This is a genomic window from Stenotrophomonas sp. UBA7606 (genome assembly GCF_002477705.1).
Taxonomy (GTDB): Bacteria; Pseudomonadota; Gammaproteobacteria; order Xanthomonadales; family Xanthomonadaceae; genus Stenotrophomonas.
The window spans coordinates 20,663-43,568 of the sequence record NZ_DLJW01000064.1 but is presented as its reverse complement, the minus strand read 5'-3'; the positions used below and the strand labels follow the sequence as shown (position 1 = coordinate 43,568).

Annotated in this window: 16 protein-coding genes; 5 read left to right on the top strand and 11 right to left on the bottom strand. The window is 64.9% G+C overall.

From position 1 onward, the window contains the following. Positions 1-217: 217 nt before the first annotated feature. Complete coding sequence (locus B2527_RS08740) at positions 218-1,918, top strand: amidohydrolase (RefSeq protein ID WP_293707945.1); 1,701 nt, start codon at positions 218-220, stop codon at positions 1,916-1,918. A 201-nt stretch (positions 1,919-2,119) separates the two neighbouring features. On the opposite strand, the gene B2527_RS08735 is transcribed toward B2527_RS08740, so the two are convergent. The 9 genes from B2527_RS08735 to creB all read right to left on the bottom strand — a co-directional run bounded on the left by B2527_RS08735 (position 2,120) and on the right by creB (position 12,873). After that, entirely contained in the window at positions 2,120-2,605 is a 486-nt protein-coding gene (locus tag B2527_RS08735; protein WP_062166516.1) for a Fur family transcriptional regulator, read from the bottom strand. Positions 2,606-2,621: 16 nt separating this feature from the next. Further along, on the bottom strand, positions 2,622-4,022 hold the full coding sequence (gene gltX / locus B2527_RS08730; protein WP_293707944.1) for a glutamate--tRNA ligase: 1,401 nt from the start codon (positions 4,020-4,022) through the stop codon (positions 2,622-2,624). An 899-nt stretch (positions 4,023-4,921) separates the two neighbouring features. Then, positions 4,922-6,514 (bottom strand): M20/M25/M40 family metallo-hydrolase, encoded by a 1,593-nt coding sequence (locus B2527_RS08725; protein ID WP_293707942.1) that lies wholly within the window; start codon positions 6,512-6,514, stop codon positions 4,922-4,924. A gap of 104 nt (positions 6,515-6,618) precedes the next feature. Beyond that, complete coding sequence (locus B2527_RS08720) at positions 6,619-7,503, bottom strand: carbon-nitrogen hydrolase family protein (RefSeq protein ID WP_293707940.1); 885 nt, start codon at positions 7,501-7,503, stop codon at positions 6,619-6,621. Beyond that, complete coding sequence (locus B2527_RS08715) at positions 7,500-8,105, bottom strand: GNAT family N-acetyltransferase (protein WP_293707939.1); 606 nt, start codon at positions 8,103-8,105, stop codon at positions 7,500-7,502. Before B2527_RS08715 ends, B2527_RS08720 begins: the two co-directional genes overlap by 4 nt. A gap of 745 nt (positions 8,106-8,850) precedes the next feature. After that, positions 8,851-9,234: a hypothetical protein gene (locus B2527_RS08710; RefSeq protein WP_293707937.1), complete on the bottom strand. Its 384-nt coding sequence runs from the start codon at positions 9,232-9,234 to the stop codon at positions 8,851-8,853. A 66-nt stretch (positions 9,235-9,300) separates the two neighbouring features. Further along, complete coding sequence (gene creD, locus B2527_RS08705; RefSeq protein ID WP_293707936.1) at positions 9,301-10,647, bottom strand: cell envelope integrity protein CreD; 1,347 nt, start codon at positions 10,645-10,647, stop codon at positions 9,301-9,303. A gap of 82 nt (positions 10,648-10,729) precedes the next feature. Then, positions 10,730-12,166 (bottom strand): two-component system sensor histidine kinase CreC, encoded by a 1,437-nt coding sequence (gene creC, locus B2527_RS08700; RefSeq protein WP_293707935.1) that lies wholly within the window; start codon positions 12,164-12,166, stop codon positions 10,730-10,732. Then, a complete protein-coding gene (gene creB / locus B2527_RS08695; RefSeq protein WP_293707949.1) occupies positions 12,166-12,873 on the bottom strand; it encodes a two-component system response regulator CreB in 708 nt (235 codons plus the stop codon). Before creB ends, creC begins: the two co-directional genes overlap by 1 nt. Positions 12,874-12,983: 110 nt before the next feature. Here creB and B2527_RS08690 point away from each other — a divergent pair, with 110 nt between their 5' ends. The 4 genes from B2527_RS08690 to B2527_RS08675 all read left to right on the top strand — a co-directional run bounded on the left by B2527_RS08690 (position 12,984) and on the right by B2527_RS08675 (position 18,873). After that, positions 12,984-13,841 (top strand): 23S rRNA (adenine(2030)-N(6))-methyltransferase RlmJ, encoded by an 858-nt coding sequence (locus tag B2527_RS08690; protein ID WP_293707934.1) that lies wholly within the window; start codon positions 12,984-12,986, stop codon positions 13,839-13,841. Between the two features lie 97 nt (positions 13,842-13,938). Beyond that, entirely contained in the window at positions 13,939-14,484 is a 546-nt protein-coding gene (locus B2527_RS08685) for a GNAT family N-acetyltransferase (RefSeq protein ID WP_293707933.1), read from the top strand. Positions 14,485-14,588: 104 nt separating this feature from the next. Continuing rightward, positions 14,589-18,161: a transcription-repair coupling factor gene (gene mfd, locus B2527_RS08680; RefSeq protein WP_293707932.1), complete on the top strand. Its 3,573-nt coding sequence runs from the start codon at positions 14,589-14,591 to the stop codon at positions 18,159-18,161. Positions 18,162-18,255: 94 nt separating this feature from the next. Further along, complete coding sequence (locus B2527_RS08675; protein WP_293707931.1) at positions 18,256-18,873, top strand: HD-GYP domain-containing protein; 618 nt, start codon at positions 18,256-18,258, stop codon at positions 18,871-18,873. Here B2527_RS08675 and cls read toward each other — a convergent pair. Together cls and B2527_RS08665 are read right to left on the bottom strand one after the other, a co-directional pair. After that, positions 18,870-20,366, bottom strand: a complete 1,497-nt coding sequence (gene cls / locus B2527_RS08670; RefSeq protein ID WP_293707930.1) for a cardiolipin synthase — start codon at positions 20,364-20,366, stop codon at positions 18,870-18,872. The genes B2527_RS08675 and cls overlap by 4 nt on opposite strands. A gap of 371 nt (positions 20,367-20,737) precedes the next feature. Next, a complete protein-coding gene (locus B2527_RS08665; protein ID WP_293707929.1) occupies positions 20,738-22,831 on the bottom strand; it encodes a M13 family metallopeptidase in 2,094 nt (697 codons plus the stop codon). Positions 22,832-22,906 lie beyond the last annotated feature (75 nt).

Genomic DNA, 22,906 nt, shown 5'->3' with positions numbered 1-22,906 from the left:
TTCCAGGCAATCCCGCAGGATCGGTCTAAGCCGCAGAACCAGCAGCAAGCAAAAGCCCAAAAGCCAACCCCTCCCCAACCCTCCCCTGCTGCGCAAGGGAGGGGGCTGGACCGCGGGCTTTGGCAGGCCAACCCGCGGCCTGCGTCACTTCGCCTCACCACGCCCAAACCAGCAAAGCGCTACGCTGTACCCCTGCCCACAGCCGGGAGAACCCTCGGTGAAACTGCATCTGGCGCTCTCCGTCCTGACCGCGCTCACGGCCAGCTCCGCCAACGCCGCCGATACGCTGTACGCCGGCGGGCCCATCGTCACCGTCAATGACCGCCAGCCCGATGCCGAGGCCATCGTCGTGCGCGATGGCCGTATCGCCTTCGTCGGCAGCCGCCAGGCCGCACTGCGCTTCAGCCCGAAGGCGCAGCAGATCGACCTGCATGGCCACACCCTGGCGCCGGGCTTCATCGACGCCCATGGTCATGTCTCTGGCGTTGGCCTGCAGGCGCTGTCCGCCAACCTGCTGCCTGCGCCCGATGGCGAAGGCAACTCGATCCCCGCGCTGCAGAAGATCATGCGCGAGTTCCGCGCACACCCGACCACCCCCGAGGGCTACAAGGTGCTGATCGGCTTCGGCTACGACGACTCGCAGCTGGCCGAACAGCGGCATCCCACCCGCCAGGATCTGGATGCCATCGCCACCGATATCCCGATCATCCTGATGCACCAGTCCGGCCACCTCGGCGCCTACAACAGCAAGGCGCTGGAAATGGCCGGCATCACCGCCGACACTCCCAATCCACCCGGCGGCGTGATCCGCCGCGAGCCTGGCAGCACGGTGCCCGACGGCGTACTGGAAGAAAGCGCGCACAACCTCGCCCTGGCCAAGCTGATGCCGGCAATGACCGCCGAGCAATCCCTGGCCATGCTCGAGGCCGGCCAGGCGCTGTACATGAAATACGGCTACACCACCGCCCAGGACGGCAAGAGCGATGCCGGCACGCTGCAACTGCTGCCGATGGCGGCCAAGGCCGGCAAGCTCAAGATCGATGTGGTGTCCTATCCGGATATCGAAGTGGCCCTGCAGAACCCGGCCATGCAGGGCCCGTTCTACGGCCTGAACTACACCGACCACTACCGCATCGGCGGGGTAAAGATCAGCCTGGACGGCTCGCCGCAAGGCAAGACCGCGTGGCTGACCAAACCCTATTACAAGGTGCCCGAGGGCGAGAAGCCGGACTATGCCGGCTACCCGGCCTTCCCGAATGCCAAGGTCGACGACCTGATCACCCAGGCCTGGGGCCATGGCTGGCAAGTGCTGGCCCATGCCAATGGCGATGCCGCCATCGACCAGCTGATCCATGCAGTGTCCGCCGCCGAAGCCAGCTACCCGGACAAGCATCTCGTACCGGTGCTGATCCACGGCCAGACCCTGCGCAAGGACCAGGTGGGCGAGCTGCGCCGGCTGGGTATCTTCCCCTCGCTGTTCCCGATGCACACCTACTACTGGGGTGATTGGCACCGCGACTCGGTGCTGGGCCCGGAGCGCGCCGAGAACATCTCGCCGACGCAATGGGTGCTGGATGCCGGCATGATGTTCACCTCGCACCACGATGCACCGGTGGTATTCCCGGATTCGATGCGGGTGCTCGATGCCACGGTCAACCGCGTGACCCGCAGCGGCCGCGTACTGGGCCCAGAGCAACGGGTATCGCCCTTGATCGCGCTGAAGGCAATCACCTTGTGGGCCGCGCGCCAGTACGGCGAGGAAAGCAGCAAGGGCTCGATCGAAGTCGGCAAGCGTGCCGATCTGGTACTGCTGTCGGACAACCCGCTGAGCATCGAACGCAGCCAGCTGCACACCATCAAGGTGCTGCAGACCATCAAGGATGGCGAAGTGGTTTACGAGGCAAAGCCGAACCCATAAGCCCGCTGGCGTCTGTAGGAGCGGCGTAAGCCGCGAAGCCACTGAAAAACCAGAAACCGATAGCGCATTGACCTCACCGAAGTGACCCAGGCGGTCAAGGCCTATCGGCTTCGCAGCTCACGCTGCTCCCACAAAAATCGTTTCCGCGGGGCGCTTCACCCTCTCCCCAACCCCTCTCCCGCAGGGAGAGGGGCTAGAACTTCAGCCTGCGCAGTTCGCGCACAGGCCGTGTACTTCCAGCGTCTGCGCCTGCGGCTTGAAGCCCAGCTCCTTGGCGCGGGCCTCGAGCTGGCGGACGATGTCGCGGTCTTCCAGCTCCACTGCACTATGGCAGCGGTCGCAGATCAGGAACGGCACCGAGTGCTGGTTGCTGCTGGGATGGTGGCAGGCGACGAACGAGTTGACCGACGCCAGCTTGTGCACGAAACCGTTGGCCATCAGGAAGTCCAGCGCGCGGTACACCGTGGGCGGGGCATCGGCGCCCACACCCTTGCCTTCGCGCACCCATTCCAGCAGCTCGTAGGCCTTGACCGGCTTGCCCGCTTCCGCAATCAAGCGCAGCACGTTGGCGCGGATCGGCGTCAGCCGCAATCCGCGCTCGCGGCACACCCGCTCGACCACCGCGACAAAGTCCGCCGCGTCTTCGACGTGGTGGTGCGGGGCGGTACAGGAGTGGGCGTCGGTCATGGCTACCTCGTCGGAATCAGGCCGTTGGGATCTTGATGAGTGCGGCGTCGATGCGTTTCAAGGCCTCGTCGCGGCCGGCCAGGTACACGGTATGGGAAATATCCGGGCTCACCTGGGTGCCGGTGATGGCCACCCGCAGCGGCTGGGCCACCTTGCCCATGCCGATCTCCAGCTGCGCGGCCACCTCGTGCAGCGCCACCGACACGCCTTCAGCGGTCCATTCGGCAGCGGCCAGCAGCTCGCGCGCCTTGGCCAGCGGAACCTCGGCACCGGCCTTGAAGTGCTTGGCCACTGCGGCCTCGTCGTATTCGCTCAGCGGGGTGTACCAGACCACGGCCTTCTCGGCCATTTCCTTCAGGGTCTGCACACGCTCGCGCAGGGCGATGACCACGTCCACCGGCGCCGGCCCCTTGACCAGGTCCAGGCCCAGTTTTTCCAGCTGGTAGACCAGGTGCGGAACGATGGATTCGGGCGTCTCGGTCTTCAGGAAGTGCTGGTTGACCCAGCCCAGCTTGGCCATGTCCAGGCGCGCGGCCTTGGAGTTGCAGTTGGTGACGTCGAACAGGTCGATCAGTTCCTGGCGGGTGAAGATCTCCTGGTCGCCGTGCGACCAGCCCAGGCGGGCCAGGTAGCTCAACAGTGCCTCGGGCAGGTAGCCGGCATTCTTGTACTGCATCACGTCGGCAGCACCGGTGCGCTTGGACAGCTTGGCGCCCTGCTCGTCCAGGATCATCGGCATGTGGCCGAACTTCGGCACCGGCGCGCCGATGGCCTCGTACAGGTTGATCTGGCGCGGGGTGTTGTTGATGTGGTCATCTCCGCGGATGACCTCATTGATGTTCATGTCCCAATCGTCGACCACCACCGCGAAGTTGTAGGTGGGGTAACCGTCCGGGCGGAAGATGACCATGTCATCAAGCTCGCTGTTGGCGATCTCGATCTTGCCCTTGATCAGGTCGTCGAACACCACGGTGCCGTCGAGCGGGTTCTTGAAGCGGATGACGCGGTTCGGGTCATCCTTGTACGGCAGGTTGAGCTCGCGGGCAGCGCCGTTGTAGCGCGGCTTTTCCTGCTTGGCCATGGCGGCCTCGCGCATGGCGTCCAGCTCTTCCTTGGTCTCGTAGGCGTAGTAGGCCTTGCCCGAGGCGATCAGTTGCTCGGCCACTTCCTGGTAACGGGCGACGCGCGCGGTCTGGTAGATCGGACCTTCGTCATAGCCCAGGCCCAACCAGTCCATGGCCTCCAGGATGGCGTCGATGGCCGCCTGGGTGGAGCGCTCGCGGTCGGTATCTTCAATGCGCAGCACGAACTCACCGCCACGATGACGCGCCTCCAGCCAGCAATACAGCGCGGTGCGGGCGCCACCAATGTGCAGGTAGCCGGTGGGACTGGGGGCAAAGCGGGTACGGACGGTCATGACGGGCGCAGATGTGGGAATCAGGCCATTTTACCTTTTCCCCCCTGCCAGTGCTTCGAACCGGCTCCAGCCCGTGGCGCGCGGACCGGAAGACCCAGCAAGCGCCAGCGACCCGCAGCTGCAAGCCCCTCTCCCGTTCACGGGAGAGGGGTTGGGGTGAGGGCAGCTTTGGCTTTGGCTTTGGCTTTGGCTTTGGCTTTGGCTTTGGCTTTGGCTCTGGCTCTGGCTTCGGCTTCGGCTCTGGCTTCGGCTCTGGCTTCGGCTCTGGCTCTGGCTTCGGCCCTTGCCCTTGCTCCAGCCATTGACTTACCGGGCCCCTTCCGCAGCGACGGAGCTGGCAGACAGGACCCCGCAGGGGCGACGCACACGGATGTGCGTCGTTTTTCGACGAGACAGGGATGTCTCGTCGAAAAATCCTGCCAGCGGAGTGGACCCGCGCCGCGTAGCGGTGTGGGCGCGGAGGCAGGGTGTGCTTTCTTTGCGCCAGGTTTCTTTGCACAAGCAAAGAAAGGTGGCTCGCTCCCCGCAGGGGAGTGAAAGCTCTTGATCTTGATCTTGCTGTTGCTGTTGCTGTTGCTTAGCGCAACAACCGAAGCCAAAGCCAAAGCCAAAGCTCCCCCATCCGCCCCCCGCCTTCGCGGGGGCAGGCTCTTCGGGCACCCCCGCCTTCGCGGGGGCAGGCCCTTTGTCCCCCCGCAGGCGGAAGAAGGGAGGCATTCGACAAGGCTCTGCGCTTAAAAAAACAAAAGCCAAAGCTCCCCCAAACGCCCCCCGCCTGCGCGGGGGCAGGCCCTTTGTTCCCCCGCAAGCGGGAGAAGGGAGTCTTCATGCACTTCTTGCCTTGCCCCAAAAGCAGAAGGGCCGCAAAGCGGCCCTTCCTTCAAACAACCTCAGCTAGCTCACTTCTCAAGCAGCGGCTTGCGCGGGAAACGCTCCTCGCGCATCGCAGCGTTATAGACAAACGACGCCACAATCGCCGCCGCCTGCTTCAGATCCTCCGCCTCGGCGTGATCCCAGGTATCCAGATGGCTGTGGTGCACATTGCTGAAATAGTCCAGACGGTCCTGCACGAACTGGAAGCCCGGCAGACCCACCCGGTCATAACTGATGTGGTCCGTGCTGCCGGTATTGCGCGACACCACCGTGGTTGCACCCACATCATTGAACGGCTTCAACCATGCCTCGAAGATCGGCATCGCCGCCATGTTTTCCTGCGCATAGATACCGCGGAACCGGCCTGAACCATTGTCCATGTTGAAGTAGACCTGGAACTTGTCGTAATCACGCAGCTTCTGCAGCGCGCCGGTCGGCTCACGCAGCGATGCCGGCAGCGCCTTCTGCGCCGCATCGGTCGGCTCCGGATAGCGCGCGAAGTGCTGCGCCACATACGCCTGCGAACCAATCAGGCCCTGCTCCTCACCGCTCCACAAGGCAACCCGGATGGTCCGCTTCGGCTTGGCACCCACCGCCTTGAGGATGCGCATCGCCTCCATCATCACCGCCACGCCGGCGGCATTGTCGGCCGCGCCAGTGCCGGTGTGCCAGGAATCCATATGCGCACCCAGCATCACGATCTCATCGGCCTTGCTGCTGCCACGGATCTCGGCCAGCGTGTTGTGGCCTGGCTGGTTGCTGTCATCGGTGAAGCGCGCCTGCACATCCACGCGCAGCTTGAGGCTCTGCTTGTCCTTGAGCGCACGCACCAGCGGATTGAAATGCTCGGCAATCATCGCCAGCTCGGGGATGCCCACCGATTCACCGGCCCGGCGCGAACCGCCACCGGCCACGCGGATGATGCCATTGTCCCACCCGCTGATGCTGATAGCGGCCAGCGCGCCTTCTTCGACGAAGAAAGCATTGACCGCCTTGCCCAGCTCCTGGCGCTCGTTGTACTCCTTCACCCGCTTGGCACGGTCTTCCTCGGCCGTCTTGGGAATGGTGAAGGCCTGCAGGCCTTCCAGCGAGGTGGCATCGTGGCGGTGCGAGTCGGACTCGGTGCCACGCTTATACTCACGCGCGTCGCCCAGCAGCAGGATCTTGCCGCGCAGCTTGCCCTTGTACTGCTCAAGGTCAGCCAGCTTCTTGATATCCACCTGGATCAGTTCGCCTTCGACCGGGCCATTGGTGCCCGGCGTCCACGCCTTGGGCAGGGCATGCAGCGGCTGCACGCGCTGGCCCAGCATCTCGACGCTGGCCGAGGTGAACTCCCAGCCACGGCCAAAGTCCTCGAAGGCCTCGTCATGCACGTTCACCAGGCCCCAGTCATTGAAGCGGCTGCGGGTCCAGGCATTGGCCTGGGCCATGGCCGGCGAATTGGTCAGGCGCGGGCCGATGGTTTCGGTCAGGTGGCTGAAGGTATCCATCACCTGCGAGCGATGAAAAGCCTCCTGGCGGATCTTGCTGACCATGTCCAGATCCACCTGTTCGGCTGCCTGTGCGGTGGTACCCACCGCCAAGCCCATGCACAACGCCAACAAACCCCGCTTGATCATGCTTCCCCCGGCCTTGAGCCAAATGACGACAAACCACCGAGTCTAGCCAGCACATGGCCCTGCCCGAGTCGGCCAATGGTCATGGTTGGTCAAGAACCCGCGATTCAGTCGGCAGGGCTCAGCACTGCATGCGCGAGTGCAGGCTGCAGCTGGCCAGCCCAATCGCGGTCGTTGGCCACCTGGGCGCGCCGTCGGCTGGCCTCGAACGCGGCGAAATCCAGATCGGCATATGCCCACAACTGGCCTTCAATGGTCTGTGCCATCACCCCATCGGCGGGAAAACCAACATCCATTGGCGCGTAAATCGCGGCCTCGCCGGTATTCACGTCCAGCGCCGGGCTCCATTCGGCCAAGCCAGCCGTCACCGCCTGCGCGACAAACATGCGGTTCTCCAGCGCACGCGCCAGGCAGCCGATGCGCACGCGGGTTGCACCGGCCGCGGTATCCGTGCAGCTGGGCACCACCAGCAGGCGCGCCCCGGCCTCGTACTGGCGCCGCACCGGCAACGGAAATTCGCTGTCGTAGCAGATCGCCACCGCTACCCGCACACCGTCAACCTCGAACACCTTCAAGGCGTCGCCCGGATCGATCACCCCGGTGGCTTTCTCGAAACCGGTCAACTGCAGCTTGTCCTGCCACAGGTGCTGGCCCTGCGGCGTCAACCAGTCGCAACGGTTACGGAAGCGCGCATTGCCGGTATCCAGCAGAAAGCTGCCGGCGACCACGTGCATGTCCAGCTCACCTGCCAGACCGCCGAACAAGGACAGCCAGCGTTGCCGGTATTGCTGGATGGCAGCAAGCGAGGCCTGCAGATCACTGAAGATCGGCTGGCCCAGGGTTGCCGCCAACTCCAGGGACAGGTACTCGGGCAACACCGCGATGCGGGCGCCTGCGGCAGCGGCCTGGCCCAGCACCTCGGCCTGGCGCGCAGCGAAATCCTCGAAACTGGCCGGCGAACCTACCGGATAACGGGCGACGGCGATTTTCATGCAACAGGCTCCAGTTGGCGTGTCCAGAAGGTCAATGGATGAATGACGTTGCCCTGCCCGACTTCCTCCCATTGCAGCTGCAGGGTCATGCCCGGCTGCCGCTGGTAACCGCGCTTATGCCAGAACACGGCATTGTCGCGGTGCACGGCTGGTCGGCGCGGATCATCGTCGGCGCGGTCCACCGCGCAGAACGCGGTCAGCTTGAACCGGCCAAGCGCGCGTGCATGTGCCTCGCGGGCATCAAAGAACGCGTGACCGACGCCTTGACCCCGGTAAGCGGGCAGCAGCACCGATTCGCCGAAGTAAAACACCTGCGCCGGGTCGATACCGGCCGCCTCGAACGGCGCACTGAAAACAGGACCGTCATCGCGCAGTGGCAAGCCGGTGGAGGCCCCCACCACCTCCTCACCATCGCGCGCGATCACGCAGATCGCATCGGCGGTGGCGGCGTAAGCGGCCAGATACTCCCGCTCGTAGTCGAAGCTGCCCTGGTAAAGATAGGGCCAATCATTGAACACGCGGATGCGCAGGCGCGCGATGTCATCGAGGACCGACAGCAGCTGCTGGCCGCGCAACGCCGTGATGGCAGGAAGGGTATGCATGCGGGGATTGTAGAACCTGTTTGGCAAGCCCACGCCGCGTTCCGGGGATGCCCATCCCATCCAGCGCCCCGGCCATGCACCCTAGCGTCCAACGGCCATGAACAGGCGTCAATCCGCCATCCCACGCGCGCAGCGACCAATGGAAAAAGATGCCAGACGCAATGCTGTGGTGATGGCTATGCCTATGCCTATGCCTATGCCTATGCCTATGCCTATGCCTATGGCTATGGCTGCGGCTGTTGCTGTTGCGGTTGCGGTTGCTGTTGCTGTTGCTGTTGCTGTTGCTCAAGCCTTTGACTCACCGGGCCCCTTCCGCAGCGACGGAGCTGGCAGATAGGACCCCGCAGGGGCGACGCACAAGGATGTGCGTCGTTTTTCGACGAGACAGGGATGTCTCGTCGAAAAATCCTGCCAGCGGAGTGGACCCACGCCGCGTAGCGGCGTGGGCGCGGAGGCAGGGTGTGCTTTCTTTTGGTTATCTTTTCTTTGCACAAGCAAAGAAAAGTAACTCGCTCCCCGCAGGGGAGTGAAAGTTCTTGCTCTTGTTCTTGCTCTTGTTCTTGCTCTTGCTCTTGCGCTTGCGTTTGCGTTTGCTGCAGCTAACACCAGCAACAAAAGCCCAAAGCCCCTCCGGGCACCCCCGCCTTCCCGGGGGCAGGCCCTTTGTTCCCCCGCAAGCGGAAGAAGAGAAGTAACCAGCAATGCTTTGCTCTGCAAAGAAGCCAAAGCCGAAGCACCCGCCCACTTATTCCCACCATCCATAAACCACCAACCGCTCCACCGGCAGCACCACAAACCACGCCCGCCCATCCAGGGCCACCGCCGAATAACCGGCTCCGTGCCCAGAGGGCAATACCTCCGCAGCAAACGAAGCACACTCCGCCGCAAACGCCGAATACACCCAATCGCCAGCCACGAAGTAGCGCAAGCCCTTGCGCTGGATCGCCAACGCCGTAGACAAGGACAAACGCAGCGCCACCAGCCCTTGCGCCTGACCACCACCGAACACACTGTCCAGCAACACCCGCTCCAGCTGCCCCGGCCCCATGCCGAAATGCAACAGACCACAGGTCTCGATCCCCGCCGGCAGCAAACGCTGGGCACGCTGATGGATCAAAGCACGATTCATGTCCTTCCTCCTCACGAAAAGGCGGGGTGGCCAACGCCACCCCGCCCCGTCATCGCCTACCTGCCATCAGCCCTGGCGTGCCACCGCACGATTGCCAAGCTCATACCAGTCCACCTTGCGCGTGATCCACATGATCACCGCCAGGATGCCGAACAACAGCAGCGAGCCCATCAGCAAGGCGTTGTTCTCGGAGATCAGCAGCACGTACAACACCCCGTACAACAGCGTGAGCATGGTCGCGAATCCAACACCACGCTTCCAACTGTGCAACACACCACTGAGGTAGAACCCCTGCAGGCCGATACACGCCGCAGCTGCGGCCAGATAGGCCTGCCAGAAGGCAATGCGCTCGGACAGGCTCAACAGCAGAAGGAAGAAGATCGCCAATGCCAGGCCGACCAGCAGGTACTGCAGCGGATGAATTTTCAGCTGCTTGATCAACTCGAACAGCGCAAAGCCGACAAAGGTCAGCAACACGAACAGGATGCCGTACTTGCTGGCACGGTCCACCTGCGTGTAGGTGTCCACCGGGTCCACCAGGGCCACGTTCAGGGACTCCACGTTGCCGCCCTCGTTACGGATGGCCTGGGTCAGCTGTGCCTGCGCGGCCGAGGCCAGCGATGACACCGCCCATTCGGCACGGAAGCCACTGGCATCCACACTACGCTCGGTGGGCAGGAAGCTGCCCCCAAACAGGGGATGCTGCCAGGTCGAGCCCAGGTTGACCCGGGTATCGTCACCAATCGGCGCGATCGACAGCGACCGCGTCCCCCCCAGCACCAGTTCCAGCTCCACTTTGTTGCCATCGCGCAGCACGCCTTGCGTGCTGTCGGCCAACGGCGCCAACGAGGCATGCAGGCCCTTGGAGGTCTCCTCCATCACGCCGGTGCCGGGCTGCAGCTGCACGGCCTTGCCATCAACGCGCAGGTTCGGCGTACCCACTAGCCCGCGCACGTCGGAAATGCCCAGCGCAAGATAGGGACGCCCATAGCTGCGGCCCGGCATTGCCGCATAGTTGGTATCGGCAAACTCGGCCTGCAGCTTGGCCTCCCACTTGTACACCGGCACCTTGAACAGGCCAACGGTACGCTCATCCGGGCGCAGGTTGCCCTGCACGTTCAAGCGTGCCGGCATCTGCAGGTCATAGCCGTGCTCGGTGCGCAGCTCGGTGCGGCGCGGGTTGTTGCCTTCGGCGGCAATTTCCACCTCGCGCTGCTGCGTCCACGGCAGCACCCGCACCGGCCCGGTCAACGACTGCGCGCCTGCCCAGCTCTGCGATACCCGCTCGATCGCCTCGTCGCGATAACGCTCGCGCTCGTTGATGGTGCTGCGAATCAACAGCAGCGGCACCAGCAGCAGCAACACCAACCCGCCAACAATGGCGAAACGCAACAGCAATTTGAGGGAAGTCATGTCCCGTTCTCGTGTGGAAACGGGAGCAGCTTGAGCGGTGCCGATGAGCGGGGTTTGTGGCCAGTTTGAAGCGAATGTGAAGTCAGCCCGGCGGCAATACCAGCACGGCTTCGGCACCGCCTTCGGGCCGGTTGCGCAGCGTGGCCTGGCCACCATGCAGCCGCGCCACCTCGGCCACGAACGGCAGGCCCAACCCTGAACTGCGCGGGCCGTTGCCTGGCCGGCCCAGCGAGTAGAAGCGCTCGAACACGCGTTCCAGCGCGTAGTCCGGCACACCCGGGCCCTGGTCGCGCAGGCTCAACTGCCAGGCCTGTGCCTGCTTGCTCAACACGATCTGGATGCTGCCGCCGGCGGGCGAAAAGGCAATCGCGTTGTCAAGCAGATTGGACAGCGCTTGGCGCAGCAGGAAAGGATCCCCCTGCACCGGGGCGTGCTCCGGCAACACAGCCTCCAGCACCAGCCCTGCCGCCTGCAGGCGCGGCGAAGCATCGTCCGCGAGGTCGCGGCACACCTGCGCAAGATCCACCTCGGCACGGCGCTGCAGCCAACCGTGCTGCTCCACCTCGGCCAGCCGCAGCAGCTGGTCGATGGTCTCGGTCAGGCGCTTCTCCTGCTGCGCGATGTTGCCGGCAAAACGCTGGCGGTCAGCCTCGGGCAAAGGCTCCTGCAGCAGTTCTGCCGCACCGCGGATGGCCGCCAGCGGGCTTTTCATTTCATGCGTCAGCGACTGCACGTACTGCTCAACATAGGCCTTGCCTTCGAGCTTGCGGCGCATGGTTTCCAGGGCCTGGCCAAGCTCACCGATTTCATCACGGCGACGACGGGGCGGCGGCACCGGCTCACCGGCACTTACCGCCTTGGCGTAGCGGCTCAGGCCGCTGATGCCGCGCGACAACCACCAGGTCATCAACAGCCCGATCAGGGCCGACAGGCCGATCAACCAGGCACCGCGGGCGATGATGGCGCGCTGGCTGGCCACAATGAACGGGTCGATGGTGTCATTGGGCTGGGACAGGGTCAGCACGCCGATCAGGCTGCGCCCGTCGGCCGGGTCGTAGACCGGCGCAGCCACATGCATGACGGTCTTTTCGGCATCGCCTGGCGTCAATGGACTGGAGCGTGCGCCATAGCGCCCTTGCAGGGTCAGGTGCACGTCGTTCCAGCGCGAATTGTCACGGCCCACGTCCTGGCCACGTGAGTCGTAAATGACGATGCCCTTGGCATCGGTCACGGTCACCCGGTAATCGATGCTGCGCTTGGGAAAGCGCCACACCATGGCCTTGGGATCGCGCCGCTGCGCGGTGGCCAGTTGCGCGGCAAAGGCGCCATCGGCAATATGCCCGGCCTTCAGGTCCGGCGCCGCCATCACCGCCAGCACGTTGGCCGCGTCCACCAGGGTCGACTCCATGGCTTGACGCACACCGGGCTTGACCTCGTTGACGAACACCCGCATCACGAAGAAGGCGGCGATGCCGACAATCAGGAAGAACCCCAGGAACAGCTTGAGCCCAAGCCGCATCAGGCCTCCAGCGCGTAGCCCAGGCCGCGATGGGTGCGGATGGGGTCGTCCTGGGCACCGGCCGCACGCAGCTTGGCGCGCAGCGTCTTGACGTGCGTATCCACGGTGCGGTCGGCACTGTCGCTGGCGTGGTCCCACCCGCGTTCCATCAGCTGGGCCCGGCTGAGGATGGCGCCGGGGCGCTGCAACAGCGCTGCCAGCAAGGCGTATTCGTAGCGGGTCAGGTCCAGCAGCACCTCGCGGTAGCGGATGCGCAGGCCCTGTGCATCGACCGCGAAGGCACCGTGTACTTTCCAGCCGGGTTCGCTTGCCTCCACCGGCGCGGCGGGCGCTGCAGGTGCGCGACGCAGCCGCGCGCGCACCCGCGCCACCATTTCGCGCGGTGAGAACGGCTTGGTCACGTAGTCGTCGGCCCCCAGCTCCAGCCCCAGCACCCGGTCAAACTCGTCATTGCGGGCGGTCAGGAAGATCACCGGCACCTGGCTGAAGGTGCGCAGCTCGCGGCAGACCTCGAAACCGCCGATATCGGGCAGGCCCACGTCCAACACCACCACGTCGGCGGATTCGTTGCGCAGCTGCGCCAGCGCCTGGCGGCCAAGCGCGCAATGGCTGGCCTGGTAGCCCTCGCTGCGCAGGGCGTACAGCAGGGTATCGGCGATGGCGGTCTCATCCTCGACCACGAGGACCCGGGCGGCATGTTCTGACATGCCGCCAGCATAGCGGGCCACGGCCTGATTCTGGCGGCCAACGCGGCTCCCGCCCCTCGGCGGTCGCATCCAATCCGCCCGTGGCCGCGCCCACGCCTTACACTTCGCGCATGAACTATCGCCACGCCTTCCACGCCGGCAACCACGCCGACGTCCTCAAGCACATCGTCATGCTGGCGATGATCGATGCCCTCAAACGCAAGGAATCGCCGTTCTTCGTGCTGGACACGCACGCAGGCCGCGGCCGCTACCTGCTGTCCTCGGAAGAAAGCAGCAAGACAGCCGAAGCCGACGAAGGCATCCTGCAGTTGATGGCCACGCCGTCGTTGCCGGAGGTGGTGGAGCACTACCTGCGCGCGGTGCAGGCCGACAACCCGGTTGGTGCCCTGGTCTCCTACCCGGGCTCGCCGCTGCTGGCCGCCCGTGCCCTGCGCGAGCAGGACCGCATGGCCGCCTGCGAGCTGCAGAACGACGAGGCCGCGGCATTGAAAGAACTGTTTGCCCATGACCGCCGGGTACAGGTGCACAACGGCAATGGTTATGACGCCATCCGCGCCTTCCTGCCGCCAAAGTCCGGCGCCGACAAGATCGGCCGCGCCCTGGTGCTGATCGATCCGCCCTATGAGGCGCAGGACGCCGAGTACCCACAAATCATCTCAACCCTGCGTGAGATCCTGACCCGGATGCCCCAGGCCCAATGCGCGGTCTGGTACCCGATCAAACAACGCCGCACCCTGCAGCCCTTTTTCCGCAAGGCGGCAGCGTTGCCGGCAAGGTCGGCGCTGGTCGCCGAGCTGATGGTGAGGTCCGACGACTCCCCGCTGCGTCTGAATGGCAGTGGGATGTTGCTGCTGAACCCGCCCTGGCAGTTCGAGCAGGTCCTGGCCCCGGCCCTGCCGGTGCTGAAGACGCATCTGGGCGAGACCGGCGCATCGACCCGCCTGGAGTGGTTGAAAACCGCCGACTGACGGTTTTCCGGCCCCTCCGGTTCCCCGCTTTTGACCGCGTTCACAGAACCTATCACGCGCGGTGACAGAATCAGGCGACTTTGGAGGAAACGTAGTCATGGCTACCCGCAACCGCATGCCCCCGTGGCATGAAAATTTCAAGGCACCCAGCGGCCGTGAGCTGCTGATCCGTCCGATCCGCCCGGAGGATGGCGCGCCGCTGCAGGGCGCCTTCGCACTGTTCGGGCCGGAAGAGGTGCGCGACAAGTTTCTGCAATCGGTCGAATCGCTCTCCGACGAGACCGCACAGCGCCTGACCCATCCCAACCCGAAAACCGAGATCGCGCTGGTCGCCGCCGAGCCGCTGCCCCCGGGTGAAGCGGTGGTGGGTGCGGTGGCGCGCGCCTCCATCATCAGCGGCACGCGCGATGCTGAATACGCGATCCTGGTCAGCCGCTTCCTCGCGGGCCAAGGCCTGGGCAGGCAGCTGATGCGCAAGCTGGTGAAGTGGGCACGCGGCAAGTACCTGGACCGCCTGTATGGCGATATCGCCCAGGACAACGAGCCGATGCTGCAGCTGGCCGCTTCGCTGGGCTTCAAGCAGGTGCCGCATCCGACCGCTGCACCCGGTCTGGTACGCATGGTATTGGAACTGGCCAACTAAGCTGGCCAGCACCCTACCCACAGACAGGCGCCGCAAGGCGCCTGTCTGCATTGGCAGTGCCGGTGGCCGGGCACACAGGGCGCATCTGTTAAAATCAACGGTTCATGGCGTCCATTACCTATCCCCTTCCGCCGCTGCCGCGTAGCGGCCAGCTCCGCGCCTGGTGGCGCGCCCCCGCGTCCAGCAGCGCCCTGGCCTGGCATGTGGCCTGTGCCGCGCAGGCACACGGCAAGCCGTTGTTGCTGGTTACCCGCGACAACCAGACAGCCAACCAGGCTGTCGCCGACCTGCAGACCCTGCTGGGTCCGCACAGCGCACTGCCGGTGGTGCCGTTCCCGGATTGGGAAACCCTGCCCTACGACCAGTTCAGCCCGCACCCGGACATCATTTCCCAGCGCTTGGCGGCACTGCACCAGCTGCCCCAGCTCAGCCACGGCATCGTGGTGGTGCCGGTGCAGACACTGCTGCAGCGGCTGGCGCCGCTGAGTTACATCGTCGGTAGCAGCTTCGACCTCAAGGTCGGCCAGCGCCTGGACATGGACGCGGAAAAGCGCCGTCTGGAAAGCGCCGGTTACCGCAATGTGGCGCAGGTGATGGACCCGGGTGATTTCGCCGTGCGTGGTGGCCTGCTGGATGTGTACCCGATGGGTGCCGCTGCGCCGCTGCGGATCGAGCTGCTGGACGAGGACATCGACTCCATCCGCGAGTTCGATCCCGACTCGCAGCGTTCGCTGGACAAGGTGCAGGCCGTGAAGATGCTGCCCGGGCGTGAAGTACCGATGGATGAGGCCAGCCTCAACAAGGTGCTGGCAACCCTGCGCGAGCGCTTCGACGTGGATACCCGCCGCAGCCCGCTGTACCAGGACCTGAAGGCCGGGGTGCTGCCATCGGGCATCGAATACATGCTGCCGCTGTTCTTCAGCCGGACCGCGACCCTGTTCGACTACCTGCCCGAAGGCTTCCTGACGGTGCTGGGCAGCGGCGTGGCCGAAGCCTCCGATGCGTTCTGGCTGCAGACCAACAGCCGTTACGAACAGCGCCGCCACGACATCGAACGGCCGCTGCTGCCGCCGGAAGAGATCTACCAGTCGCCGGACAGCCTGCGCGAACAGTTCAACAAGCAACCGCGCGTGGAAGTGTGGGCGGCCGACCACCCGCGCGTGGCCGAAGCGCAGGCGCTGGGTGACCAGCCGCTGCCACCGCTGCCGATCGCGGCCAAGGATGCCCCTGCCGGGCAAGCCCTGAAGTCCTTCATCGAACACTACCCGGGGCGCGTGCTGATCGCGGCCGATTCACCGGGGCGGCGTGAGGCGCTGCTGGAAGTGCTGCAGGCGTCGGAACTGCGGCCCGAGGTTGTGCCCAGCTTCAACGACTTTCTTCCTTCCCCCATCGGGGGAAGGTGGCCCGAAGGGCCGGATGGGGGTAAGACTGCTGGCCAAAGCAAGAGCAAGAGCGCCCTCACCCCAACCCCTCTCCCGAAGGGAGAGGGGCTCAAGTTCGCCATTACCGTTGCGCCGCTGGATGACGGCTTTGCGCTCAGCGAGCCGGCCCTGGCCGTGCTTACCGAGCGCCAGCTGTTCCCCGAACGCGCTGGCCAGCCGCGGCGTACGCGCCGTGCCGGGCGCGAACCGGAAGCGATCATCCGCGACCTCGGCGAGCTCACCGAAGGCGCACCCATCGTTCACGAAGACCATGGCGTCGGCCGTTACCGCGGCCTGATCGCGATGGACGTGGGCGGCATGCCCGGCGAATTCCTCGAGATCGAATACGCCAAGGGCGACCGCCTGTATGTGCCGGTCGCGCAGCTGCACCTGATCAGCCGCTATTCCGGTGCCTCGCCGGAAACCGCACCGCTGCACTCGCTGGGCGGTGAACAATGGACCAAGGCCAAGCGCAAGGCGGCCGAAAAGGTCCGCGACGTGGCGGCCGAACTGCTGGAGATCCAGGCGCGTCGCCGCGCCCGCGCCGGGCTGGCGCTGGATATCGACCGCGCCATGTACGAACCCTTCGCGGCCGGCTTCCCGTTCGAGGAAACCCCCGACCAGCAGGCCGCGATCGAAGCCACCCTGCGTGACCTGCAATCCAGCCAGCCGATGGACCGCGTGGTCTGCGGCGACGTCGGCTTCGGCAAGACCGAAGTCGCCGTGCGTGCGGCCTTTGCCGCGGCCAGTGGCGGCAAGCAGGTCGCCGTGCTGGTGCCGACGACCCTGCTGGCCGAACAGCATTACCGCAACTTCCGCGACCGCTTTGCCGATTACCCGCTGCGCGTGGAAGTGCTGTCGCGCTTCAAGACCAGCAAGGAAATCAAGGCCGAGCTCGACAAGGTGGCCGAAGGCACGATCGATGTGATCATCGGCACGCACCGGCTGTTGCAGCCGGATGTGAAGTTCAAGGACCTGGGCCTGGTCATCGTCGATGAAGAACAGCGCTTTGGCGTGCGCCAGAAAGAAGCGCTGAAGGCGATGCGCGCCAACGTGCACCTGCTGACCCTGACCGCCACGCCAATCCCGCGCACTTTGAACATGGCCATGGCCGGGCTGCGTGATCTGTCGATCATCGCCACACCGCCGCCGAACCGACTGGCGGTGAAGACCTTTGTCACCGCCTGGGACAATGCGCAGCTGCGCGAGGCGTTCCAGCGTGAACTGTCACGTGGCGGCCAGCTGTATTTCCTGCACAACGATGTGGAAAGCATGGGCAGGATGCAGCGCGAGCTGTCCGAACTGGTGCCCGAGGCACGCATCGGCATGGCCCACGGACAGATGCCGGAGCGCGAGCTGGAACGGGTGATGCTGGATTTCCAGAAGCAGCGCTTCAACGTACTGCTGGCCAGCACCATCATCGAATCGGGCATCGACATCCCCAACGCCAACACCATCATCATCAACCGCGCCGACCGCTTTGGTCTTGCGCAGCTGCATCAGCTGCGTGGCCGCGTTGGTCGTTCGCATCACCGTGCGTATGCCTACCTGCTGGTGCCGGACAAACGCTCGATCACGCCGGACGCACAGAAGCGCCTGGATGCCATCGCCTCGATGGACGAACTGGGTGCCGGCTTCACCCTTGCCACCCACGATCTTGAGATCCGTGGCGCGGGCGAACTGCTGGGCGAGGACCAGAGCGGGCAGATGGCCGAAGTCGGTTTCAGCCTGTATACCGAGTTGCTGGAACGCGCGGTGCGCTCGATCAAGTCCGGCAAACTGCCGGACCTGGACGCCGGTGAGGAAGCACGCGGTGCCGAGGTCGAGCTGCATGTGCCGGCACTGATCCCGGAGGACTACCTGCCTGACGTGCATACCCGCCTGACCTTGTACAAACGCATCTCCAGCGCGCGCGACAGTGAGGCCCTGCGTGAACTGCAGGTTGAAATGATCGATCGTTTCGGCCTGCTGCCGGACCCGGTGAAGCACCTGTTCGCCATCGCCGAACTCAAGCTGCAGGCCAACATGCTGGGCATCCGCAAGCTGGAGCTGGGCGAGAATGGCGGCCGCATCGTGTTCGAGTCCAAGCCCAACATCGACCCGATGGCGGTGATCCAGCTGATCCAGAAGCAGCCCAAGTTGTACCAGATGGATGGCCCGGACAAGCTGCGCATCAAGCATCCGCTGCCGGAAAGCGCGGACCGCTTCAATGCAGCGCGTGCCCTGCTGACCACCCTGTACCCGGGGCGTTCCTGAATCGAAGACGGCGTGAAATTTGCGTGAAAAAGGCCGTCCAAGGAAAATGGCGCCCCCCTCTTACGTACGCAGCCGCCCCCACGGCTCCGTGATCATGCCGTCCATCTCCACTCCCGTAGGGCTGTCTCTCCCACCGAAAGACAGCTCCTGCGCCATCGATGTATTGGCTGTCGCCCTGGACCAGCGCGACAGCTACACCGACCACCATTGCGACCGCGTCTCGCAGCTGGCCCAGGCGCTTGGCCAACGCTGTGACCTGGACGAGGACCGGCTGGGCCACCTGGTGCTGGCTGCGCGCTTCCACGACGTCGGCAAGATCGGCATCCGTGACGACGTGCTGCTGCACCCGGGCAAGCTGGACGACTCGCGCATGTCGGTGATGCGCAGCCACCCCGAACGCGGCGCACGCCTGTTCACCGCCACCGGACGCAGCGATGCACTGGCCGTGGCCAAACTGATCCGCCACCACCACGAGGCCTGGGACGGCAGCGGCTATCCACACGGGTTGCAGGGTGAGGAGATTCCGCTGGAATCGCGCATCCTCACCCTGGTTGACGGTTTCGATGCGATGACGTCCGAGCGCCCCTACCGCGGGCCGATGTCGACCCAACGTACGATCGAGATCCTCGCCGCGCAGCGCGGCAAACTGGTCGATCCGCGCCTGTTCGGCGAGTTCATGGGCCTGCTGCGCGATACCAGCAGCACTGCCTAGAGCACCGGCGACATCATCGCCACGGCGTTCTGGGTCAGCCGGCTATGGAATGGCCATGCCTGCACCTGCTGCAGGGCCAGCGGCGCCGACGCATCCAGGTACCGCTGCTGACGCTGGCGGATGGCCATCACCGCCTGCGTGTCTGCGATCAGCAGGTTGTTCTCGAAATTCAGCTCCAGGCTGCGGCGGTCCATGTTGGCCGACCCCACCAATGCCACTGCGCCATCCAGGGTCAGGGACTTGGCGTGCAGCAGGCCCAGCGGATACTCGAACACCTCCACCCCACACTGCAGCAGATCGGCATAGGTGCTGCGGCTGCTTTGCCCGACCAACCATGAATCATTGCGGGCAGGAAAGATCACCCGCGTCGCCACGCCACGGCGGGGCGCGGCGCACAAGGCCCGCAGCAGGGATTCGTCCGGCACGAAGTACGGTGTGGAGATCACCAGCTCGCGGCGCGCGGCATAGATGCAGGCCACGAACATATCGGCCATCGCATTGTGGCGGGTGATCGGCCCGGTCTCGAAAGCAATCGCGGTGGCGCTGCCCTCGCCCACCATGGCGCCCCCGGTCGCCGCGTAGTCGTCCAGCCCCACCTCGCCGGATTCGGGTATCCAGCCGCTCAGGAACAAGTACTGCATCTGCCGCACCACCGGGCCTTCGCAGCGCAACAGCAGATCGATCCACGGCGCGAATGCAGGCTTCACCCGGAACTCAGGGTCAGCACAGTTCTGGCTGCCGCAGAACGCAATGCGGTTGTCGATGACCACGATCTTGCGGTGGTCGCGCAGGTCCATGCGGCTGAAGGCGATGTGCTGCAAGCGATTGATGTCGTCCAACGTCACCAGCTGGCGCACACCGGCCTGCCGCAGCTGCTGCCAGCGCGGCCCCTTGACGAAGCCACGCGAACCCAGCGCATCCACCATCACCCGGCAAGCCACGCCACGGCGTGCGGCAGCGGCCACTGCATCGGCAACCCGGCCGCCGGCACCGTCGTCCAGCCAGATGTAGAAAGCGATGTGCACGCTCTCACTGGCCTGCCCTATGTCTGCCACCAGCCGGTCGATGGCAGCGCGGCAGTCCATCGTGGGGTCGGCAAGCGGATGCTCTGCCCCCAACAGGACGATGTGATTGCCGGCCGCTGCGCTGAAGCCGTTGATGGCCTGCGCCATCGAGAACAGTGCGGCAACATTGTCTTCCTGCATCTGCGGCGTCATTGCCGGGGCGCGCCGTGGACCGCCATCCTCCATCTGCGTCATGCTCTGCCGCACCCGCTGCAGGCGCCGCAAGCGTGAGCGTCCAATGCTGGTTTCACCCAACAGCAGGTACGCGATCATGCCCGCCATCGGTGCCAGCATGATCACAGCCACCCATGCCGCGCGGGACGCGGGTGCCCGGTTGGGCCGGGTAAGTGCGCGCGCGGCGGTCAACAGATGCGCGACGAAGATCACCACCGCCATGCCAGCCTGCAGCGGAGCGTGCAACCAATCCATAGCTGGCGGAAAACCCATCATGCAGACCTGGCGGGAACTGCAGCCATTCATAGCATGGCGGGGGTGCGCGGCGCGTGGTCAGTATCCGGCTCTCCGGCCCTGCCGGTAGGTGTCGTGATTGCCGCTACGCCGTCACTGCCGGGAGCGACCCGGCCTCATAGCAGCAACAGGAGAAATGGAACCGGCCAGAGCGATCCCCGCCTTCGCGGGAATCACGGCAGGGACCACACAGCAAGGAAGCAAAGAACAGAAGCCAAAGCCGACGCAGCAGCCGGAAGCTGAAGCAACATGATGAGGGCAGAGAAAAACCAGAACGGAAAAAGAAGAGCCCGGCAATGCCGGGCTCTTCCTCACAAACGATCAGCCAGCAATCACCAGATCACAACCCGCTTGTCGTCACCACGCACCATCGCATCGCCGGCCTTGCACTGGAACGCAGCGGCATAGGACGGCATGTTGGACGGCGCGCCGTTGGCACGGAAGTTGGCCGGCGCATGCGGATCGGTGTTCAGACGCACGCGCAGCTCGCCATCGGTGAAGTTGCGGCGCCACACGGTGGCCCAGTTCATGAAGAAGCGCTGGTCCTGGCTGTAGCCATCAACCGGCACATTGGCCTTCGGGTCTTCCTTCAGCGCCATCTGCAGGGCGTCGTAGGCAACCGTCAGACCGCCCAGGTCACCGATGTTCTCGCCCAGGGTCAGCTTGCCCTTGACGTTCACACCCGGCAGCGACTCATAGCCGTCGAACTGCGCCACCAGCTGGTCGGTGCGGCTGTTGAACGCGGTGCGGTCAGCATCGGTCCACCAGTTGTCGAAGTTGCCGTTGGCAGCGAACTGGCTGCCCGAGTCGTCATAGCCGTGCATCATTTCGTGGCCGATCACCGCGCCGATGCCACCGTAGTTGAGTGCCGGATCGGCCTTGGCGTCGAAGAACGGCGGCTGCAGGATGGCGGCCGGGAACACGATCTCGTTCTTGGTCGCGTTGTAGTAAGCGTTGACGGTCTGCGGGGTCATGCCCCACTCGGTCTTGTCCACCGGCTTGCCGATCTTGGCCAGCATGTAGCGGTAGTTGAACGCCTGCGCGGCCTGCATATTGCCCAGGTAGCTGTCGCTATTGGTGGTCAGGCCGGAGAAATCACGCCACTTGTCCGGGTAACCGATCTTCGGGGTGAAGCTGGCCCACTTCTCCAACGCCTTCTTCTTGGTGTCCTCGCCCATCCACGGCAGGCCTTCCAGGCGCGCCTTGAGCGCGACCGACAGATTCTCCACCAGGTGCTGCATGGCCACCTTGGATTCGGCCGGGAACACCGCGTCCACATACAGCTGGCCCAGCGCCTCGCCCATCGAGCCATTCACCGAATCCAGCACGCGCTTCCAGCGCGGCTGCATTTCCTGCTGGCCGCGCAGGGTCTTGCTGAAGAAGTCGAAGTTGGCCTGCTCGAAGTTCTTGCTCAGGTACGGTGCGGCGTTGTCCACGGTGTGGAAACGCAGGTAGGCCTGCCAGGTGGTCGCCGGCACGTCGGCCAGCATGGTGTTCAGCTCGTTGAAGAAGCCCGGCTGGGCCAGCGAGAACTTGTCCTTGGCCGGGACCTGCAGCGTGTCGAACAGCGCGGTCCAGCTGAAGTTCGGGGTCTGCTTGTCGGCATCGGTGGCGCTGACCGGGTTGTAGCGCTTGGACGGGTCACGCAGCTCGATGCGCGACAGCGACGCCTTGGCCAGGCGGGTTTCGAAATCCATCACCGCCTTGGCCTGCTGCTTGGCCTGCGCGGCATCGACACCGGACAGTGTCAGCAGCTGCTCGATATAGGCCACATAGGCCTCGCGGATCTTGGCCTGCGATTCGTCGAAGTAATAGCCCTTTTCCGGCAAGCCCAGGCCGCCCTGGCCGACATAGGCGATGACGTTGGCCGAATCCTTGAAGTCCGGGCTGGCGTACAGCGAGAACAGGAAGCCATTGCCCTGCGCATAGGCATCACGCAGGTAGCCGGTGATGGCGGCGCTGTCGTTCAGCGCGGCGATCTTGTCCAGTTCCGGCTGCAGCGGCTTGATGCCGGCCGCCTCGATGGCCGCCTCGTCCGAGCCGGTCTTCCAGATGTCGCCGATCTTGGCTTCATTGGAACCGGCTGCGGCCTTGCCAGCGGCAGCCTGCTGGACCAGCGCGTGCTGCACCTCCAGCGAGCGCTCACGCAGGATCTCGAAGCTGCCCCAGGTGGTCTGGTCGCCCGGCACCGGATTGGCCTTGAGCCACTTGCTGTTGACGAAGCCGTTGAGGTCGGCGCACGCCTGCACGGCCGGATCCAGATCGGCGGCGTTGAGCGAGATCAGCTGGGTCTTGAGCTGCGACTGGTCAAACGCGGCCTGGGCTTCGGCAGCCGGCGCGGCAGACGCTTCGGTTTTGCCACAGGCGGCGAGCGAGGCGGCGATTGCAACCGTCAGGGACAACGGGACGAGCTTGGAAAACGACATGTACATCTCCGGCCAAACAGGGAAAGGCCGCACAAGGTGGCGCGGCGCAACCTTGGAGGTTAAAGGATCAGCACG

Coding starts and splice junctions, on each gene's coding strand:
- B2527_RS08735 (WP_062166516.1), bottom strand. CDS start 2,605: ATGACCGACGCCCACTCCTGTACCGCCCCGCACCACCACGTCGAAGAC.
- B2527_RS08690 (WP_293707934.1), top strand. CDS start 12,984: ATGAACTATCGCCACGCCTTCCACGCCGGCAACCACGCCGACGTCCTC.
- B2527_RS08720 (WP_293707940.1), bottom strand. CDS start 7,503: ATGAAAATCGCCGTCGCCCGTTATCCGGTAGGTTCGCCGGCCAGTTTC.
- gltX (WP_293707944.1), bottom strand. CDS start 4,022: ATGACCGTCCGTACCCGCTTTGCCCCCAGTCCCACCGGCTACCTGCAC.
- B2527_RS08665 (WP_293707929.1), bottom strand. CDS start 22,831: ATGTCGTTTTCCAAGCTCGTCCCGTTGTCCCTGACGGTTGCAATCGCC.
- B2527_RS08685 (WP_293707933.1), top strand. CDS start 13,939: ATGGCTACCCGCAACCGCATGCCCCCGTGGCATGAAAATTTCAAGGCA.
- B2527_RS08710 (WP_293707937.1), bottom strand. CDS start 9,234: ATGAATCGTGCTTTGATCCATCAGCGTGCCCAGCGTTTGCTGCCGGCG.
- creB (WP_293707949.1), bottom strand. CDS start 12,873: ATGTCAGAACATGCCGCCCGGGTCCTCGTGGTCGAGGATGAGACCGCC.
- B2527_RS08715 (WP_293707939.1), bottom strand. CDS start 8,105: ATGCATACCCTTCCTGCCATCACGGCGTTGCGCGGCCAGCAGCTGCTG.
- mfd (WP_293707932.1), top strand. CDS start 14,589: ATGGCGTCCATTACCTATCCCCTTCCGCCGCTGCCGCGTAGCGGCCAG.
- creD (WP_293707936.1), bottom strand. CDS start 10,647: ATGACTTCCCTCAAATTGCTGTTGCGTTTCGCCATTGTTGGCGGGTTG.
- creC (WP_293707935.1), bottom strand. CDS start 12,166: ATGCGGCTTGGGCTCAAGCTGTTCCTGGGGTTCTTCCTGATTGTCGGC.
- B2527_RS08675 (WP_293707931.1), top strand. CDS start 18,256: ATGCCGTCCATCTCCACTCCCGTAGGGCTGTCTCTCCCACCGAAAGAC.
- cls (WP_293707930.1), bottom strand. CDS start 20,366: ATGGATTGGTTGCACGCTCCGCTGCAGGCTGGCATGGCGGTGGTGATC.
- B2527_RS08725 (WP_293707942.1), bottom strand. CDS start 6,514: ATGATCAAGCGGGGTTTGTTGGCGTTGTGCATGGGCTTGGCGGTGGGT.